A 15,591-nucleotide genomic window follows, 5' to 3' on the forward strand; every position below is an offset into this window, starting at 1 on the left:
CCCGCCAGTCGGGACAGGACAAGCCCCGGGGAGGCACCGGATGTCACTGCCGGCCGAGTTCCACGACATCGCCAAGCGCGTGAACAACTGGGGGCGTTGGGGCGCCGACGACGAGATCGGCACCCTCAACCTGATCACCGACGAGGTGGTGCGCCGGGCCGCGGAGACCGTTCGCGCCGGGCGCCGCGTGCCCCTCGCGCTGCCCCTGAAGCAGGACGGCGTACAGACGGGGGTGATCCCGGGGCGGGTCAACCCCCTGCACGTCATGGTGCAGATCAACCAGGAGATCTTCGGTCCCGGGACGGTGGCGTGCAGCGACGACGCGGTGACCATGGGGCTCCAGGCGGGCACGCACTGGGACGCGCTCACCCATGTCTCGCACTCGGGCCGGCTCTACAACGGCCGCCCGGCCGGCACCATCACCCCGCACGGGGGCGCCGAGTTCAGCGGCATCGACACGGCACGGCACATCGTCTCGCGAGGGGTCCTCCTCGACGTGGCCCGGGCGCGGGGCGTCGACCGGCTGCCCGGCGGGCACGCCGTCACCCCGGAGGATCTGGACGCCGCCGAGGAACTCGCCGGTACGCGGGTGAGGGCCGGCGACATCGCGCTCGTACGGACCGGGCAGGTCCAGGTCTACCTCGCCGGGAACCGGGAGGCGTACGCCTATCCGTCGCCGGGGCTGTCGATCCGTACACCGGAGTGGTTCCGCGCGCGCGATGCCGCGGCGGTCGCCAACGACACGTTGACATTCGAGATCTTTCCGCCCGAGATCGACGATCTGTGGCTGCCCGTCCACGCGCTCGATCTGGTGGAGATGGGGATGCCCCAGGGGCAGAACTGGAATCTCGAAGAGTTGTCCACAGCCTGTGGAGAAGAGAAGCGGTACGCCTTCCTGCTGGCGGCGATGCCCGAGCCGTTCGTCGGCGCGACCGGCACTCCGGTGGCACCGGTCGCGATCCTCTGACCCACTGTTTCCCGGCTGGCGGCGCGCGTGCCCGCCCCGAGCACGGCACCGCACGCCGCCATCCGGCTCCGGCGTTCCCTCCCCCACCCGACTCCGCTCGGGCGGGGGGAGCCCCCATCGACCCCCCTTGGCCCTGAGGGAGCCGACGCCGAACCAACGACCCGCACTCGACGAGGGCTTCCGTCACCGAGGCCCTCGCCGTCCCCTCGCGGCGAATCGCTGAACCACAAGCGTGATCAAACGGACACGTGGCGTCAACACCCCAGTTGTTTTTGCCCCCGTTTGTCGTGGGCGCGCACAGAAGCACATCCAGGCGCACGGATGCCTCGCGGACATGTCACGACAGCGCTTTCTGCGACCGTGCACCGAGCCGACGACACCGACGGCCCCCTCACAGCCCGTGCGCCCGCCTCACCGACCGCCGAGAGCACCCCCAAGCCCCCACGCCCTCAAGCCCCGCGCACGCGGTCAGGCCCCCGTGCAGATCACCTCGTACGCCAGGTCCTCGTACGCCGGCACACCGGCGACCCCGCAGCCGGCCACGGCCTGCCGGGGCTTCGTACAGCGGTCGAGTTCGCACCAGATGCGCTTGCCGGCGCCCTCGCGGACCCAGCCCCAGCGGTCGGCGAGGCCGTCGACGAGGGCCAGGCCGCGTCCGCCGGTGGCGTCGTCGTCCGCGCACCGCGGCACCGGGGCACGGCCGCTTCCGTCGGCCACCTCCAGGCGCACCGTGGCCGACTCGTCGGCGGCGGCCGACCCCGGCAGGGAGAGCCGCAGCACGGCCGGACGGCCGGTGTGCACCACGGCGTTGGTGACCAGCTCCGAGACCAGCAGGACCAGGGTCTCGGCGAGTGGCTCGTCGGCCTCTATACCGGACACGGCGAGCCGCGACCGGGCCCATCTCCGTGCGCGCCCCACCTCAGCGGGGTCGGGCCGGATCTCCAACTGCACTTGAAGCACCTGCACCGCTCACACCATCCGAACCGGCGGACACATGACCTCGCGGCACGCGAGCGCCACGACGAGCGCCATGACGAGGGCTACGACGAGGGCCACGATCGTAACCATTTTTTGCATGACCAGAACAACGGCCAGTACCGGAGTCACGGCCGGAGTCACGGAACGTGAATCCCTTACGGGACAGCTTGATTGACGTACAGTCACGTCAACAAGCGCTTCGGGCATATTCCAGCGCGAAGGAGTACCCGTGCGGCATACTGTGCGACGCTCGCCGCGGGGAGTCGAACAGGTGAAGGCCAAAGCCTCATCCGCCCAGCGAGCAGCGGCGCGCACCGTCGAATCCGGCGCCGCCCCAGGGGCCGCACCGGCGTGACTCGCGCTCGGCACCACTCGCATCCCACCCAAGGTACCCGAGGGGCACGCCGACTCCGGGCCGTGACGAGTCACGCCGCGGACACAAGCCGATATCGACGCTCCGTAGTCTTTTTTTGCCACAATCCGTGACAACGGAGCGGATCATGACGCCCCGTCACGCGTACCCGCAGCTCAGCGGCGTATCAGTCCACTCCCGACAACAGGTCCGCGGCGAGCAGTTCCTCACTCTCCGTGCATTCTCCCGCACGCCGTGTCCGTACCCATGCCCGCTTCATATGCAGGTGCACCTCCGACTCCCAGGTGAAGCCCATGCCTCCGTGCACCTGAAGGCAGTCGCGGGCGCCGCGTACGGCGGCCTCGTCGGCGAGCAGCCGGGCCGCGGCGATGTCGGCCGGGTCGGCGGTGACGGCGGCCGCGTAGACCGCCACACGGGCCGTCTCGGCCCGGACGAGGAGCTGGGCGCACAGGTGCGCGACCGCCTGGAAGGCCCCGATCGGCCGCCCGAACTGCTGCCGCGTACGGGCGTGTTGCACCGCCAGCTCGCACACACGCGACGCCGTGCCGAGCTGTTCGGCGGCGGTGAGCAGGACGGCGACGGGGTCGGCGGCGGTCCGGACCCCGACCACCCGGTGCAGCGGCGTCAACGGATCCACCGACCGCAGCGGTACGGCGCCGGAGGCGTCCCCCGCGTCCCCGTGCGCCGTGTCCACCACGTCCGCCTCCGCGAGCCACTCCACCAGCCCGCCGTCGACCGCCGTCACGACGGTCTCCCCCTCGGCCGCCCCCGGCACCCGTCCCGCCGCGAGGTGGGTGGCCACCAGGGGACCCGGCAGCAGTGCCCGGCCGGCCTCCTCGAAGGCCAACACCGTCTCGGGCAGGCCCACTCCGGCCCCGCCGTCCACCTCGGGCAGTCGCAGCGCGAAGAAGCCGGACTCCCCCAGCTCCCGCCACAACGCACGGTCCAGCCCCGGGCTCTCCACGGCGGCGCGCAGGGCCTCCGCGCCGAAGCGCCGTGCCAGCAGCCCCCGCATCCCGGCCTGCACGGCACGCTGGTCCTCACTCAGCTGGAACCGCACGTCAGCGTCCCTTCGGCAGGCCCAGGACCCGTTCGGCCACGATGTTGTGCTGGATCTGCGAGGTGCCGGCCGCGATGGTGTACGACAGCGAGGACAGCCGGTCGAGCACCCAGGGCCGGTCGAGATCGAGGGCCGCGTCGCCGAGGACGGCGGCGGCCGTGTCGTAGAGGTCCTGCCGGGCGTGCGAGTACCTCAGTTTGAAGACCGACCCCCCGGCGCCGGGCACCCCGCCCGACGCCTCCGCCTCGCTCACGTTCCACTGGGTGAGCCGCCACAGCGCTCGGAACTCGGCGTTCAGTCTGCCCAGGCGGCGTCTGAGCGCGGGATCGTCCCAGCGGCCGTTCCGGCGTGCCTCCCGCGCGAGTTCGCCGAGGACGCGCCGGCAGGCCACCACCTCGCCGACGAACGCCGTGCCGCGCTCGAAGGACAGCGTCACCATCGTCACGCGCCAGCCGTCGTTCTCCTCGCCCACCCGGTTGGCGACCGGCACCCGCACCTCGTCGAGGAACACCTCCGCGAACTCGGCCGACCCGGCGAGGGTGCGCAGCGGCCGCACGGTGACGCCGGGCGTGTGCATGGGCATCGCCAGCCAGGTGATGCCCCGGTGCTTCGGCGCCTCCGGGTCGGTGCGCACCAGCAGTTCGCACCAGTCGGCGACCTCCGCGTGCGAGGTCCAGATCTTGGCGCCGCTCACCACGTAGTGGTCGCCGTCGCGCCACGCGCGCGTGCGCAGCGCCGCGAGGTCGGACCCTGCCTCCGGTTCGCTGAAGCCCTGGCACCAGACCTCCTCGCCGCGCAGGATCGGCGCCAGCCAGCGCGCCCGTTGACCGGGGTTCCCCTCGGCGGCGATGGTGGGCCCCGCGTGCAGCAGTCCGACGAAGTTGGCACCCACGTAGGGCGCGCCGGCCTTCTCTGTCTCCTCCAGGAAGATCAGACGGACGCTCGGTGATTCGCCCCAGTGCACGTCGGCGTACCCCGCGTCGTACAGCATCCGCTGCCAGCCGAGGTCGTAGGCCCTGCGTGCCGGCCAGTCGTCGGGGGAGGGCTTGGGCGGCAGTGCCGGCAGCACCTTGCCGAGCCACTCCCGCAGCCGGGCTCGGAACTCCTCCTCCTCGGGCGTGCAGGAGAGGTCCATCACCTGTCGAGGTCCAGGTCCAGCATGCGGATCGCGTTGCCCCGCATCAGCTTGTGGACCGTCTCGTCGTCGAGGCCCTTCACATGGTCGAGGGCGACCTCCTTGGTGTGCGGGAAGGTCGAGTCGACGTGCGGGTAGTCGGTCTCGAAGGTGGCGTTGTCGCGGCCGACGACGTCCAGTGAGGCGATGCCGTGCTTGTCGCGGAAGAAGCAGCAGAAGATCTGCCGGTAGTAGTACGTCGACGGCGGCTCGGGGATCGTGTCGCGCACCCCGCCCCAGGCCCGGTGCTCCTCCCAGACGTCGTCGGCGCGCTCCAGGGCGTACGGGATCCAGCCCATCTGGCCCTCGGAGTAGGCGAGTTTCAGCCGCGGATGCTTGACCAGGACCCCGCTGAAGAGGAAGTCCATCATCGAGGCCATCGCGTTGTTGAAGCTGAGGGAGGCCTGGACGGCGGGCGGGGCGTCCGGGGAGGCGGCGGGCATCTGCGAGCTGCTGCCGATGTGCATGTTGACGACCGTCCCGGTGTCCTGGCACGCCGCGAAGAACGGGTCCCAGTAGCCGGAGTGGATGGACGGCAGGCCGAGGTGGGTGGGGATCTCGGAGAACGTCACCGCGCGCACACCGCGAGCGGCGTTGCGGTGGATCTCGGCGACCGCGAGGTCGATGTCCCACAGCGGGATCAGGCACAGCGGGATGAGGCGGCCGCCGCTGTCGCCGCACCACTCCTCCACCATCCAGTCGTTGTAGGCGCGCACACACGCGACCGCCACCTCTTTGTCCCGCGCCTCGGCGAAGGTCTGCCCGCAGAAGCGCGGGAAGGTCGGGAAGCAGAGGCTGGCCTCGACGTGGTTGAGGTCCATGTCCTTCAGCCGCTCGACGGGGTCCCAGCAACCGCGCCGCATCTCGGCGCGCGTGATGCCCTCCAGGGTCATCTCGTCGCGGTCGAAGCCGACGGCGGCGATGTTGCGCTTGTACGGGAACTGGAGGTCCTCGTAGATCCACCAGTCGGTGGGCGGTCCTTCCGGGTCCATGGTGATCCGGTACTTGCCGCCGATATAGGCGAGTTCGCCGATACCGGCGGTGAGGGGCTTGGGGCCGCGGTCGCGGTACTTGGCCGGCAGCCAGGTCTCGAAGAGGTGCGCGGGCTCGATCACGTGGTCGTCGACGCTGATGATGCGGGGCAGTTCCGTCATGGGTCCCCTCCGCCGGACGGTACTTATCTGATGGAGTGTCAGATAGCATCGCATCTGACGATCCGTCAGCCAAGGCTTCGGCCAAGGAGGGGCATCCGTGACCGAGACCCCGCACTCGCTGAGTTCCTCCCGCACGCTGTGGGAGCTGCTCGACCGTCGCGCCGACCTGGCCCCCGACCGCCCGCTCTTCCTCCAGGAGCACCGCACGCTCACCTTCGGCGCACTGCGCGCGCGTGCCGAGCGCGTCGCGGCCGGGCTGTACGACATGGGCGTACGCCCCGGCACGGTCGTGGCCTGGCAGCTGCCCACCCGCGTCGAGACGGCCGTCCTGTCCTTCGCCCTGGCCCGCCTGGGCGCCGTACAGACCCCGGTCATCCCCTTCTACCGGGACCGGGAGGTCGGCTTCGCGCTGCGGGAGTCGAAGGCGGAGTTCTTCGCGGTGCCGGGCGTCTGGCGGGGATTCGATCACACGGAGATGGCGCGTCGGCTGGGCGCGAAGGGCGTCTTCGAGGCGTACGACGGGCTCCCGGAGGGCGACCCGGCCGTACTGCCCGCCCCGCCCACCGACGGCACCGCCGTCCGCTGGATCTACTGGACCTCCGGCACCACCTCCGACCCCAAGGGCGTGCTGCACACGGACCGTTCGCTCATCGCGGGCGGTTCCTGCCTCGCCCACGCGCTGCGCCCCACGGCCGCCGACGTCGGCTCGATCGCCTTCCCCTACGCCCACATCGGCGGCCCCGACTACACGGTGATGCTGCTGCTGTACGGCTTCCCCGCGGTGCTGTTCGAGCAGTTCGCGCTGCCGGACGCGCTGGAGGAGTACCGCGAGCACGGGGTGACGATGGCGGGCGGGTCCACGGCGTTCTACTCGATGTTCCTCGCCGAGCAGCGCGGACAGCCGGGCGACCCGGTGATTCCTACCCTGCGGCTGCTCGCCGGCGGCGGGGCGCCCAAGCCGCCGGAGCTGTACCACGCCGTCGTACGGGAGATGGGGGTGCGGCTCACCCACGGCTACGGCATGACGGAGGTGCCGATGATCACGATGGGGGCGCCGGACGACACCCCGGAGGAGCTGGCGACGACGGAGGGACGGCCGCCGGAGGGGATGGAGGTACGGATCGTCGACGGGGAAGTACGACTGCGCGGGGAGGCCGTCTGCCGGGGCTATCTGGACCCGGCGCAGACCGCGGAGGCGTTCGACGCGGACGGCTTCCTGCGCACCGGCGACCTGGGGCACCTCACGTCCAGCGGGCATCTGGTGCTGACGGGACGCCTGAAGGACGTGATCATCCGCAAGGGTGAGAACGTCTCCGCGAAGGAGATAGAGGACCTGCTGCACGCGCATCCGGCGGTCGGGGACGTAGCCGTGATCGGACTGCCGGACGCGGAGCGCGGGGAGCGGGTGTGCGCGGTGGTGGAGCAGCCGCCGGGGGCCGAGGTGCTGACCCTGGCGGCGGTGACGTCGTACCTGCGGGCGGAAGGGCTGTCGACGCACAAGCTGCCGGAACGGCTGGAGGTGGTGGACGCCCTTCCCCGCAACGAGACCTTGCGCAAGGTGCTCAAGTACAAGCTGCGCGAACGCTATGCGGGGACCGCTATTCGGGAACGGTGAAGTAGCGGGCGAACGCCGGGACGATCTCGGCCTCGCCCACCTTGCCGTCGCCGTCCGCGTCGAGCGCGGCGGCGGCCGTGCGGGCGGCGTCCTCCGGCACGCCCAACAGGGCGAGCACGCGCGCGGTGTCGGCGACCGTGGCCGATCCGTCGCCGTCGGTGTCCGCGATGTCGAGGGCGGCGTGCAGGAAGGGGCGGGCGATCTCGGCGAACCGCTCGGGGTTGTCGCGCAGGCGCTTGAGCGCGCCGTTCACGAACTCGTCCCGGTTGATGCGCTGGTCACCGTCCCGGTCCGCTATGCCGGCCATGCCCTGCCAGAACGCCTCCGCTCCGGCGTACAGCGCCTGCCCCTTGTCGGAGCGGGCCGTGGTGCCGAACTCCACGAGCAGCGCCTTGGCCGCCACGTTGAAGTCCTCGCGGTCGATGTAGCCGTTGCCGTCCTGGTCGAAGGTGGCGAACCGGTCGGCGATCCTGCGCTCGTACTCGCTGCTGACCATGTGTTTTCGGGCCGCCTTACGTCACGTGAGGGTGTTTCTGGCACGGAGCGTACGACGTGGTGGGCCGTGGGGGTGCGGGAAACCGGTGCTTGTACCAATACCGGGGACATTCCGCGACAACGGTGTGGCAGTCGCGGGGGCGGTGTTCAGGCCGACAGCGGGCCCGCCTCGTCCTCAACGGCGCCCTCCACGTCGGCATACACGTCGAACAGCCGTCGCACGCCGAGCGCTCCGAGCACACGGTTGACGTGGGAGCCGTCGACCGCGCCCTGCGCGGGCAGGATCAGGCGCAGGGTGCCCCGACAGGAGCGGATGAGACGGCGGACGGCGATCAGCACGCCGACACCGCTGGAGTCGCAGAACTGCACCTCGGAGAGGTCGAGGACGAGACTGTGGCGGCCGTCGGCCACTACGTCGTGCACCCGTTGACGCAGCACCGGCGACGTCACCAGGTCCAGTTCACCGGAGACGTGGAGCACGGCCCACCCGGCCTGCTCCCCGTCGGTCACTTTGAACGCCACCACCACGCCCTTCGCTCGCTGATCTCATCCCGGAAAAACCGGAAAACGGAAGCCGCTCCTACGCTTCCTTGCTGCGCGGCTGCCCAGCGGCCGTTCCCTGAAACACAGCGCGAGAAACGGTAATCGAACAAAAGAGGCTGGTTTCAGTCGTATTCGATCCTGTTCGATCAGGCTTGAGCGGGGAAACGACGGGTAGGCGGGCCCGGAAGTACGCCCGGCGCACCCCGGAGCCCCTCTACCACCTGGAACGGGCTGGGGGGCGCACATTGCCACAAAGGGGCGTGCGTTCCCGTGCATGCCGACTACATTCGGGATGACGAAGGACGCAGGCTGGACGCGAGCGCACGGGTGAGGGGGCCGCATGGCGACGCAGGACGCACCGTCCCGCTGGGACCGCAAGATGCAGCAGCGGCTCACCCGCGGGGAGGCGGCCGCCCTCGGTGAGCTGTACGACCGGTTCGCCTCGCTCGTACACGGCCTCGCCCACCGCGTGCTGGAGGACGAACGGGCGGCCGACCGCATCACCCGTGAGGTCTTCACCCACGTCTGGGAGCACCCGGACGCCTACGACCCGCACAAGGGGCCCCTGCGCACCTGGGTCGCCGCGCTCACCAGCCGTCTCGCCGTACAGCGGCTGCGTGCCCTGGAGACGGCCGCTCTCGCCCAGGACGGCGAGGGTTCCACGGAGGACCTGGAACACAAGGTGCGGCACGCCTCGGTCGCCGCCCGCGCCGACTACATCGTGCACGCCATGCCCACTCCGCTGCGGGCCGCCCTCGAACTCGCCTACTTCCAGCGCCGCGACTACCGCCAGACCGCGGCGGACCTCGGCGTCACCGAGGACGAGGCCCGCCGCCGCCTCCGCCTCGGCCTCCAACTTCTGGCCACCGCCCACGACACCGACACACCGGGCGCCCCGCCGGGATACGGCGGTGCGGCATGAGGAGCGCCGGGTCGCCGGACGACGCCGCCCAGCACGCGGACCCCGAGGTGCACGCCGTGGCGGGCCTCCCGGGGTCGGCCGCGCCGGGGCAGAACATGGCGGATGACTCTTACGGCATGGCCGAGTCCGGCGGCATGGACGAGCCGGTGCCTCGGGTTTCCGTGGAGGACAGTTTGGTGGCGCCGGCCGGGTGGGAGCCGGCGCCCGTGTTCGAGCACCGGGTGCTCAAGTCGTTGCTCGGGGCGTGGGCGCTGGCGGCGTGCTCGGCGGAGGAGGCCCTGGCCGTCGAGGAGCACCTCGGCGGTTGCGGGGCCTGCGCGGACGAGGCGCGGCGGCTGCGTGAGGCGGTCGGCCTGCTGCAGCGCCCGGAGAGCCTCGACCTCGACCCCGGCCTGCGCACCCGCGTCCTCGCCGGCTGCCTCGACCGCCGCCCGCCCCGCATCGCGGTCCCGGAGTGGGCGACCTCGTACGACGCCGAGACCGCCCGACTCGACGCCCTGCTCCAGGACTTCGGCGACGCCGAGTGGCACGCCCCCGTACGCCTGCGCTGGTTCGAGCGGGACACCACGGCGACCCGTCGTACGACCGTCGCGGGAGTCATCGCCCACCTGCTGGCCGTCGACGGGCTGGTCGCCGTCGCCCTCGGCCTCTCCGACCCCCTCGGCGATGTCACCGACGGCGCGGACGCCACCCCCGCGGGCCGCACCGAGGCCTACTGGCGCGCCGCGCACTTCCCGCCGACCCGCTCCGTACGGACGCCGTGGCGCAAACAGGGCCGCGACATCGTCCGCACGGCGTCGTTCACCGGCTGCGGCTCCGGCGACCGCAGGGTGCCGTACGGCGACTTCGAGCTGCGCCTGCGCGACGCCCTGCTGGACCGGGCCTTCGAGTGCTGGGTGCACGCCGAGGACATCGCGGGGGCGGTGGACTACCCGTACACCCCGCCCTCGCCCCGCCATCTGAACGCGATGATCAAACTGGCGGTACGGATGCTGCCGCACACCCTCGCCGCCCGCCGCCGCGCCGGGCTGGCCTCCGCCGTCCCGCACCGGCACCTGGTCCCGGCCGGCGAGCCCGGCCGCAGCCTCCGTCTGGAGATCGAGGGAAACGGCGGCGGCGAGTGGCTGATCCCCCTGGACTCACCGGCCGCCCTCGGCTCCGCCCAGCACGAGGTCGCGCACGTCGCCCTCGACGGCGCCGAGTTCTGCCGCCTGGCCGCGGGACATGTGTCTCCCGCCGAGGCCGCGGCCGGTCAGGTCGGCGACCGCGAGGCCATCAAGGACGTACTGTTCGCGGCGGCGTCGCTGAGCCGGATGTAGGGCTGGGTTGCGGCCTCGCGGGCGACCGGGGGTGAGTGGGGGCCGGTCACCACGACGCCACCGCACCCGCCCGGCGGCAGAAGTCCCGAGCCGCTAGGCGAACACGACCGTCCGGCGCCCGTTCAGCAGGATGCGCCGCTCCGCGTGCCACTTCACGGCCCGCGCCAGCGCCTGGCACTCCACGTCCCGCCCGATCGCGACCAATTGGTCCGGGGTGACGTCGTGCCCCACCCGCTCGACCTCCTGCTCGATGATCGGTCCCTCGTCGAGGTCCGCCGTCACATAGTGCGCGGTCGCCCCGATCAGCTTCACCCCACGCGCGTGCGCCTGGTGGTACGGCTTCGCGCCCTTGAAGCTCGGCAGGAAGGAGTGGTGGATGTTGATGATCCGCCCGCTGAGCTGCTTGCACAGGTCGTCGGAGAGCACCTGCATGTACCGGGCCAGCACCACCAGCTCGACGTTCTCCGCGCGCACCAGCTCCAGCAGCTGCGCCTCAGCCTGCGCCTTCGTGTCCTTCGTCACCGGAATGTGATGGAAGGGAAGGTTGTACGACCCCACCAGCTCGGCGAAGTCCGTATGGTTCGACACCACCGCGGCGATCTCCACCGGCAGCGCCCCGATCCGCGCCCGGAACAGCAGGTCGTTCAGGCAGTGCCCGAACTTGCTGACCATCAGCACGATGCGCATCTTCTCGTCGGCCCGGTTGATCTGCCACTCCATGTGGAAGGAGTCACCGATCGCCGCGAAGCTGGCGCGCAGCTTGTCCACGGTCACCGGAGCCTCTGCCGAGAAGTGGACGCGCATGAAGAACAGTCCCGTGTCGTGGTCGCCGAACTGCTGGCTGTCCTCGATGTTGCAGCCGGTCATGAAGAGGTAGCTCGACACGGCGTGCACGATGCCCTGCTTGTCCGGGCAGGAGAGGGTGAGGACGTACTGGTCGGCCGGGGCGGCGGCTCGGGTGGACTGCGCGTTCATGCAGGACAGGGTCCCATATCCCATGACCCTCACCGGAACCCGTCCGCCACGCGGACCGAGCCGGGAAACGGCCTCGACAGGGCCTACGCGGACCGCGTCATGATGCGCAGCACCTCGAGGGTGCGCGGGGGCGCGTCCGGGTCCTCCCCGTCGGCCGCGGCCATCCGCACATGCGCGTCACGGGCCGCCCGCACCGCCTCCGGCCAGGCCTGGTTGTCGACGTACGCGGAGACCGGCGCGTCCGGGCCGACCTGGTGCATGATCCTCAGCACCCGCAGCACGGCGGTGTCGACGAGCGCCGCCTCCTGGGAGTCCCGGAAGATCGTGCCGACGTACTTCTCGGCGGACCAGTTGTCCAGCCAGGTGTCCTCGACGAGGCGGTACACGGCGTCGGTGACGTCCCCGTACCCTTCCAAGCCTGCCAGCCAGACGTCCCGCTGGAACACCGGATCGGAGAGCATGTGCAGCGCGGAGCGGACATTGCTGCGCCATCGCCACCAGGGCATGTCATTGAGGGGCATGCCGCCCATGGTGAATGAGCGACGCCCGCGACGGGAAGAGTTCTCCGAACCTTGCACGGTCATCGATCGTACGTTCCCCCTCGTCCGCGGCTGACCGCCCCCTGCAATTCACCTCCGTGTCACCGACCGTTGACCGGAGGTCACTCCCAGGTTAGCGGTGTGCAGGAATCGTGCGTTTCCATGACCGGCACGCGACGCACGCGAAGCACATTCCTCCACATGTTCGGCCGCTTCACCCGTCCCGTGACAGCCACGGTTCGTACGGCGGGCGCGCTGGCCGCGTGTGCGTCGCTCGCCGCCGGTTGCGGGATCGTCCCCGGCGGCACGGGGGGCGCCGGGGGCGGCCCGATCACCGTCATGACCTGGGCGCCCGAGGACACCCAGGCGACGAACAAGCCCGGCATGCCCGCCTTCGCGCGCGCCTACGCCCGCTGGGTCAACGCCCACGGCGGCATCGGCGGCCGCAAGCTCGAGGTTCTGACCTGCAACGACCACAACGACAGCGTCCAGGCCGCGAAGTGCGCCCGGCGCGCCGTCAAGGAGAACGTGGTCGCCGTCGTCGGCTCCTACAGCCAGTACGCCGACTCCTTCTTCCCGGCGCTGGAGAGCGGCGGCATCCCGTACATCGGCGGCTACGGCGTCACCAACAGCGAGTTCACCAGCCCGCTGTCCTACCCGGTCAACGGCGGCCAGCCCGCGCTCCTGGCCGGCCTCGGCAAGGAGCTCGCGGGGCGCTGCGGACCGGTCTCGCTCGTGCGCCCCGACTCCATCGCCGGCGACCAGCTGCCGACCCTGCTGGACTCCGGCCTGCGGGCGGGACGGCACACGGCCGCGCACGACCTGCTCGCCAAGGAGGACTCCACCGAGTACGCCACCCAGGCCCAGCGCTCCCTGGCGCACGCGGGCGGGAACCCGGCGAAGGAGGGGTGCGTGGTGCCCGCGCTCGGGGACCGCAACGACACCTTCATGGACTCCTTCCGGCGCGCCCGCGCCGACCACCCCGCGGTGCGCACGGCGACCGTGCTGGGCAGTGTCGACCAGACCGTCATCGACGCCTCCGGCGGCGCGGCGGGGCCGTACGAGGGTGCCTTCATCAGCGGCTGGTACCCGGTGGCCACCGACGAGCGGTGGGACGAGATGAAGCAGGTCATCAAGGAGCAGGCCTTCTCCGACAACCGCATCGACCCCGCCGACGCGGGCGTGCAGACCACGTGGATCGCCTACACCGCGTTCCGGCAGGCCGTGGAGTCGCTCGAAGGCGGCGAGGTGAGCGCCGGCACGGTGCGCAAGGCGTTGAACGGCGGGCTGAAGGTCACCACCGGCGGCCTCACGCCCCCACTGCGCTGGCGCTTCTCCGACCGGCTCGCCTCCGTCGGCTTCCCGCGCCTGGTGAACACCTCCGTGACCCTCCAGGTCGTCCGGCAGGGCCGCCTGGTCGCCGCCGAGAAGGGCTTCGTCGACGTGACGAAGACCCTCCTGGACGCGGACCTCGGCTGAGAGAGCCGGGGTGCCTCGGCGGAGGCACCCTCAGAGCTGGGTCGGCTGGCGTTGGGTCAGGCCGTACTTCTCCGCGATCGCGTTCCACAGCCGGGCGGCGGTCTTCTTCTGGATGCTGGCGGTGCCGCTCTCGCGGTTGCCCGCCTGGGTCTGGCCCGTGACGCGGGCCTGGCCCTTCTTGCACATCTTCTTGTTGCCGGCGACCTGGTCGGCCCAGGCCGCGTAGTGGTCGTCGGCCGCCGCCGAGGCCTGCCACGCCTTGGTGAGGGCGTTGGTCAGCTCCGTGTGGTCGGGCAACTGGTCGACGGACAGCCCGGACAGCTTGGTCACCAGGTCGTTGCGCTGCTTGGCCGCGTCGCGCAGGTCCGTGGCCGCCTGGTCGAGGTTGTTGCAGGCCTTCACGGCCGCCACCGCGTTGATCACGCTGGTGCGGCTGCTGCCGCTGTCGGCCAGCAGTGCGTCCAGCGCGGTCGCCTGCTGCTTCGCCGGATCGGCGGCAGCGGAACCGGAGGCGTCCGTCGCGGGCGCCGAGGCGGCGGCGGTCTTGTTGTCGCCCTTGTCGTCACCGCCGCCCCCGCCGGCCAGCAGCGCGCCCGCGCCGATGCCGACGACCGCGATACCCACCCCGATGGCGGCGATCAGCGGCACGCGCGAGCCGGTACGGCGCCCCCGGCCACCGTCGCCGTCGTCACCGTGCGCCGCGCCTCGCCCGCCGCCGGGCCCGGTCGGCGGGGCGTACGAGGCCGCGGGCGCGTAACCGTCGTAGCCGCCCTGGGGCTGCTGGATCAGCGGCAGCTGCTGGGTCGAGCCGGCCTGGGCGCCCCCGCCCTGGTCGCTGCGGAAGAGGTTGTCGAACTCGGAGGGCGTGCGCTGGTTTCCGTACGGCGCCCCGCCGGGCTGCCCGGTCACGGGCGGGATGTACTGGGTGGCCTCGGCGTCGGAGCCCGAGGTGGGCGGCAGGGGTCCCGCGCCCGGCCCGGGTCTCCCGGTCGACGGTGCGCCCTGCGGCGAGCGCCCCAGGAAGTGCGTGGACTCGGCCGGCGTCTCGGGCGGCAGCGCCCCCGGCCCGACGGGCGGGAGGTACTGCGTCGCGCCCTCGTCGGCGGACGCGGCCGGGACCGGCGGAATGTACTGGGTGGCCCCTTCGTCCGCCGGGGCGGCGGGGACCGGGGGTATGTACTGCGTGGCCCCCTCGTCCCCCTGGGCGGCCGGGACGGGGGGTATGTACTGCGTGGCCCCCTCGTCGGCCGGGGGCAGCGGGGCGCCGGAGGTGCCGTACGCGGGTGACTGCGCGCCGGTGCCGTAGCCCTGGGGCTGCAGGCCGGTGCCGTAGCCCTGCTGCCGGTCGTCGGCGCCGTAGCCGCCCTGCTGCTGTGCGCCGGGGCCGTAGCCGCCCTGCTGCTGGGCGTCGGCGCCGTAGCCCTGGTGCCCTTCGTAGCCCCCGTACCCCTGGCGTCCCTGGTGTCCTTCGTGTCCCTGCGACGGGGTGGACTCCGGCGGGAGCGCTCCCGACTGCTGCGGGGTGCCCCACGCGGGCGGCTCGGGCGTACCCCACTGCTGGTCGGCCGGGGCCGGCCAGCCCTGGCCGGGGGACGGGGCGGGATCCTGGTGCTGGCCCGGGCCCCACGGGTGGTCCCAGGCCTGACCGCCGGGCGGGGCCGCGGCGGGGTCCTGGCGGCCGTACTGCCCGCCGTAGGACTGCTGACCGGTCGCGTGCCCCGGCTGCGGGCCCTGCTGCCGGTCGCCCGGTCCGCCCGTCATACCCGGCAGCAGCGGCTCGCCACCGTCGGAGGGCAGCACGATGCCTTCGCGCGCGGGCCGCGCCGAGGGCTCCTCGCCCTGTCCACTCTGCGTCACCGGGACTCCTGCTTATGGGGGACCTTCGGAATCGTCGGCTCACGCTACCGGGTCCGTGGAGCCAGGTGCTACGCAGCTCAGGCCGTGACCTGGGTCCCTGTGACCGCCGTAACAGATCAATGTGACGGCGGTGACAGCAAC

At 71.8% G+C, this 15,591-nt stretch carries 14 protein-coding genes; 5 read left to right on the top strand and 9 right to left on the bottom strand.

Going from position 1 to position 15,591, the window contains the following annotated elements:
• Positions 1-40: 40 nt before the first annotated feature.
• A complete protein-coding gene (locus IG99_RS04350; RefSeq protein ID WP_037669955.1) occupies positions 41-967 on the top strand; it encodes a cyclase family protein in 927 nt (308 codons plus the stop codon).
• A 468-nt stretch (positions 968-1,435) separates the two neighbouring features.
• On the opposite strand, the gene IG99_RS04355 is transcribed toward IG99_RS04350, so the two are convergent.
• From IG99_RS04355 to IG99_RS04370, 4 genes are all read right to left on the bottom strand, one after another.
• Entirely contained in the window at positions 1,436-1,918 is a 483-nt protein-coding gene (locus IG99_RS04355; RefSeq protein WP_037669957.1) for an ATP-binding protein, read from the bottom strand.
• Between the two features lie 566 nt (positions 1,919-2,484).
• Complete coding sequence (locus tag IG99_RS04360) at positions 2,485-3,378, bottom strand: acyl-CoA dehydrogenase family protein (protein ID WP_037669959.1); 894 nt, start codon at positions 3,376-3,378, stop codon at positions 2,485-2,487.
• 1 nt (position 3,379) lies between these two features.
• A complete protein-coding gene (locus IG99_RS04365; RefSeq protein WP_037669960.1) occupies positions 3,380-4,513 on the bottom strand; it encodes an acyl-CoA dehydrogenase in 1,134 nt (377 codons plus the stop codon).
• Positions 4,513-5,706, bottom strand: a complete 1,194-nt coding sequence (locus IG99_RS04370; protein WP_037669962.1) for an amidohydrolase family protein — start codon at positions 5,704-5,706, stop codon at positions 4,513-4,515. Before IG99_RS04370 ends, IG99_RS04365 begins: the two co-directional genes overlap by 1 nt.
• A 97-nt stretch (positions 5,707-5,803) precedes the next feature.
• Here IG99_RS04370 and IG99_RS04375 point away from each other — a divergent pair, with 97 nt between their 5' ends.
• The gene (locus IG99_RS04375; protein WP_037669963.1) at positions 5,804-7,321 is read left to right on the top strand and encodes a class I adenylate-forming enzyme family protein; all 1,518 of its coding nucleotides are present in this window, start codon (positions 5,804-5,806) and stop codon (positions 7,319-7,321) included.
• On the opposite strand, the gene IG99_RS04380 is transcribed toward IG99_RS04375, so the two are convergent.
• Positions 7,305-7,817 (bottom strand): EF-hand domain-containing protein, encoded by a 513-nt coding sequence (locus IG99_RS04380; RefSeq protein ID WP_037669965.1) that lies wholly within the window; start codon positions 7,815-7,817, stop codon positions 7,305-7,307. The two genes, IG99_RS04375 and IG99_RS04380, sit on opposite strands and share 17 nt — an antisense overlap.
• A gap of 146 nt (positions 7,818-7,963) precedes the next feature.
• Positions 7,964-8,344 carry an STAS domain-containing protein gene (locus IG99_RS04385; RefSeq protein ID WP_037669966.1) on the bottom strand — a complete coding sequence of 127 codons (381 nt, stop codon included), beginning with the start codon at positions 8,342-8,344 and terminating at the stop codon, positions 7,964-7,966.
• A 355-nt stretch (positions 8,345-8,699) separates the two neighbouring features.
• Here IG99_RS04385 and IG99_RS04390 point away from each other — a divergent pair, with 355 nt between their 5' ends.
• Positions 8,700-9,281, top strand: a complete 582-nt coding sequence (locus IG99_RS04390; protein ID WP_037669968.1) for a sigma-70 family RNA polymerase sigma factor — start codon at positions 8,700-8,702, stop codon at positions 9,279-9,281.
• 95 nt (positions 9,282-9,376) lie between these two features.
• A complete protein-coding gene (locus IG99_RS04395; protein WP_051864930.1) occupies positions 9,377-10,600 on the top strand; it encodes a zf-HC2 domain-containing protein in 1,224 nt (407 codons plus the stop codon).
• Between the two features lie 93 nt (positions 10,601-10,693).
• Here IG99_RS04395 and purU read toward each other — a convergent pair whose 3' ends face one another.
• On the bottom strand, positions 10,694-11,575 hold the full coding sequence (gene purU / locus IG99_RS04400; RefSeq protein WP_037669972.1) for a formyltetrahydrofolate deformylase: 882 nt from the start codon (positions 11,573-11,575) through the stop codon (positions 10,694-10,696).
• An 83-nt stretch (positions 11,576-11,658) separates the two neighbouring features.
• Positions 11,659-12,159 (bottom strand): SCO4402 family protein, encoded by a 501-nt coding sequence (locus IG99_RS04405; protein WP_037669974.1) that lies wholly within the window; start codon positions 12,157-12,159, stop codon positions 11,659-11,661.
• 117 nt (positions 12,160-12,276) lie between these two features.
• Here IG99_RS04405 and IG99_RS04410 point away from each other — a divergent pair, with 117 nt between their 5' ends.
• The gene (locus IG99_RS04410; RefSeq protein ID WP_037669975.1) at positions 12,277-13,593 is read left to right on the top strand and encodes an ABC transporter substrate-binding protein; all 1,317 of its coding nucleotides are present in this window, start codon (positions 12,277-12,279) and stop codon (positions 13,591-13,593) included.
• Positions 13,594-13,623: 30 nt separating this feature from the next.
• On the opposite strand, the gene IG99_RS04415 is transcribed toward IG99_RS04410, so the two are convergent.
• Complete coding sequence (locus IG99_RS04415; protein ID WP_037669978.1) at positions 13,624-15,450, bottom strand: hypothetical protein; 1,827 nt, start codon at positions 15,448-15,450, stop codon at positions 13,624-13,626.
• Positions 15,451-15,591 lie beyond the last annotated feature (141 nt).

The organism is Streptomyces griseus subsp. griseus (assembly GCF_000720255.1).
Taxonomy (GTDB): domain Bacteria; phylum Actinomycetota; class Actinomycetes; order Streptomycetales; family Streptomycetaceae; genus Streptomyces; species Streptomyces griseus_I.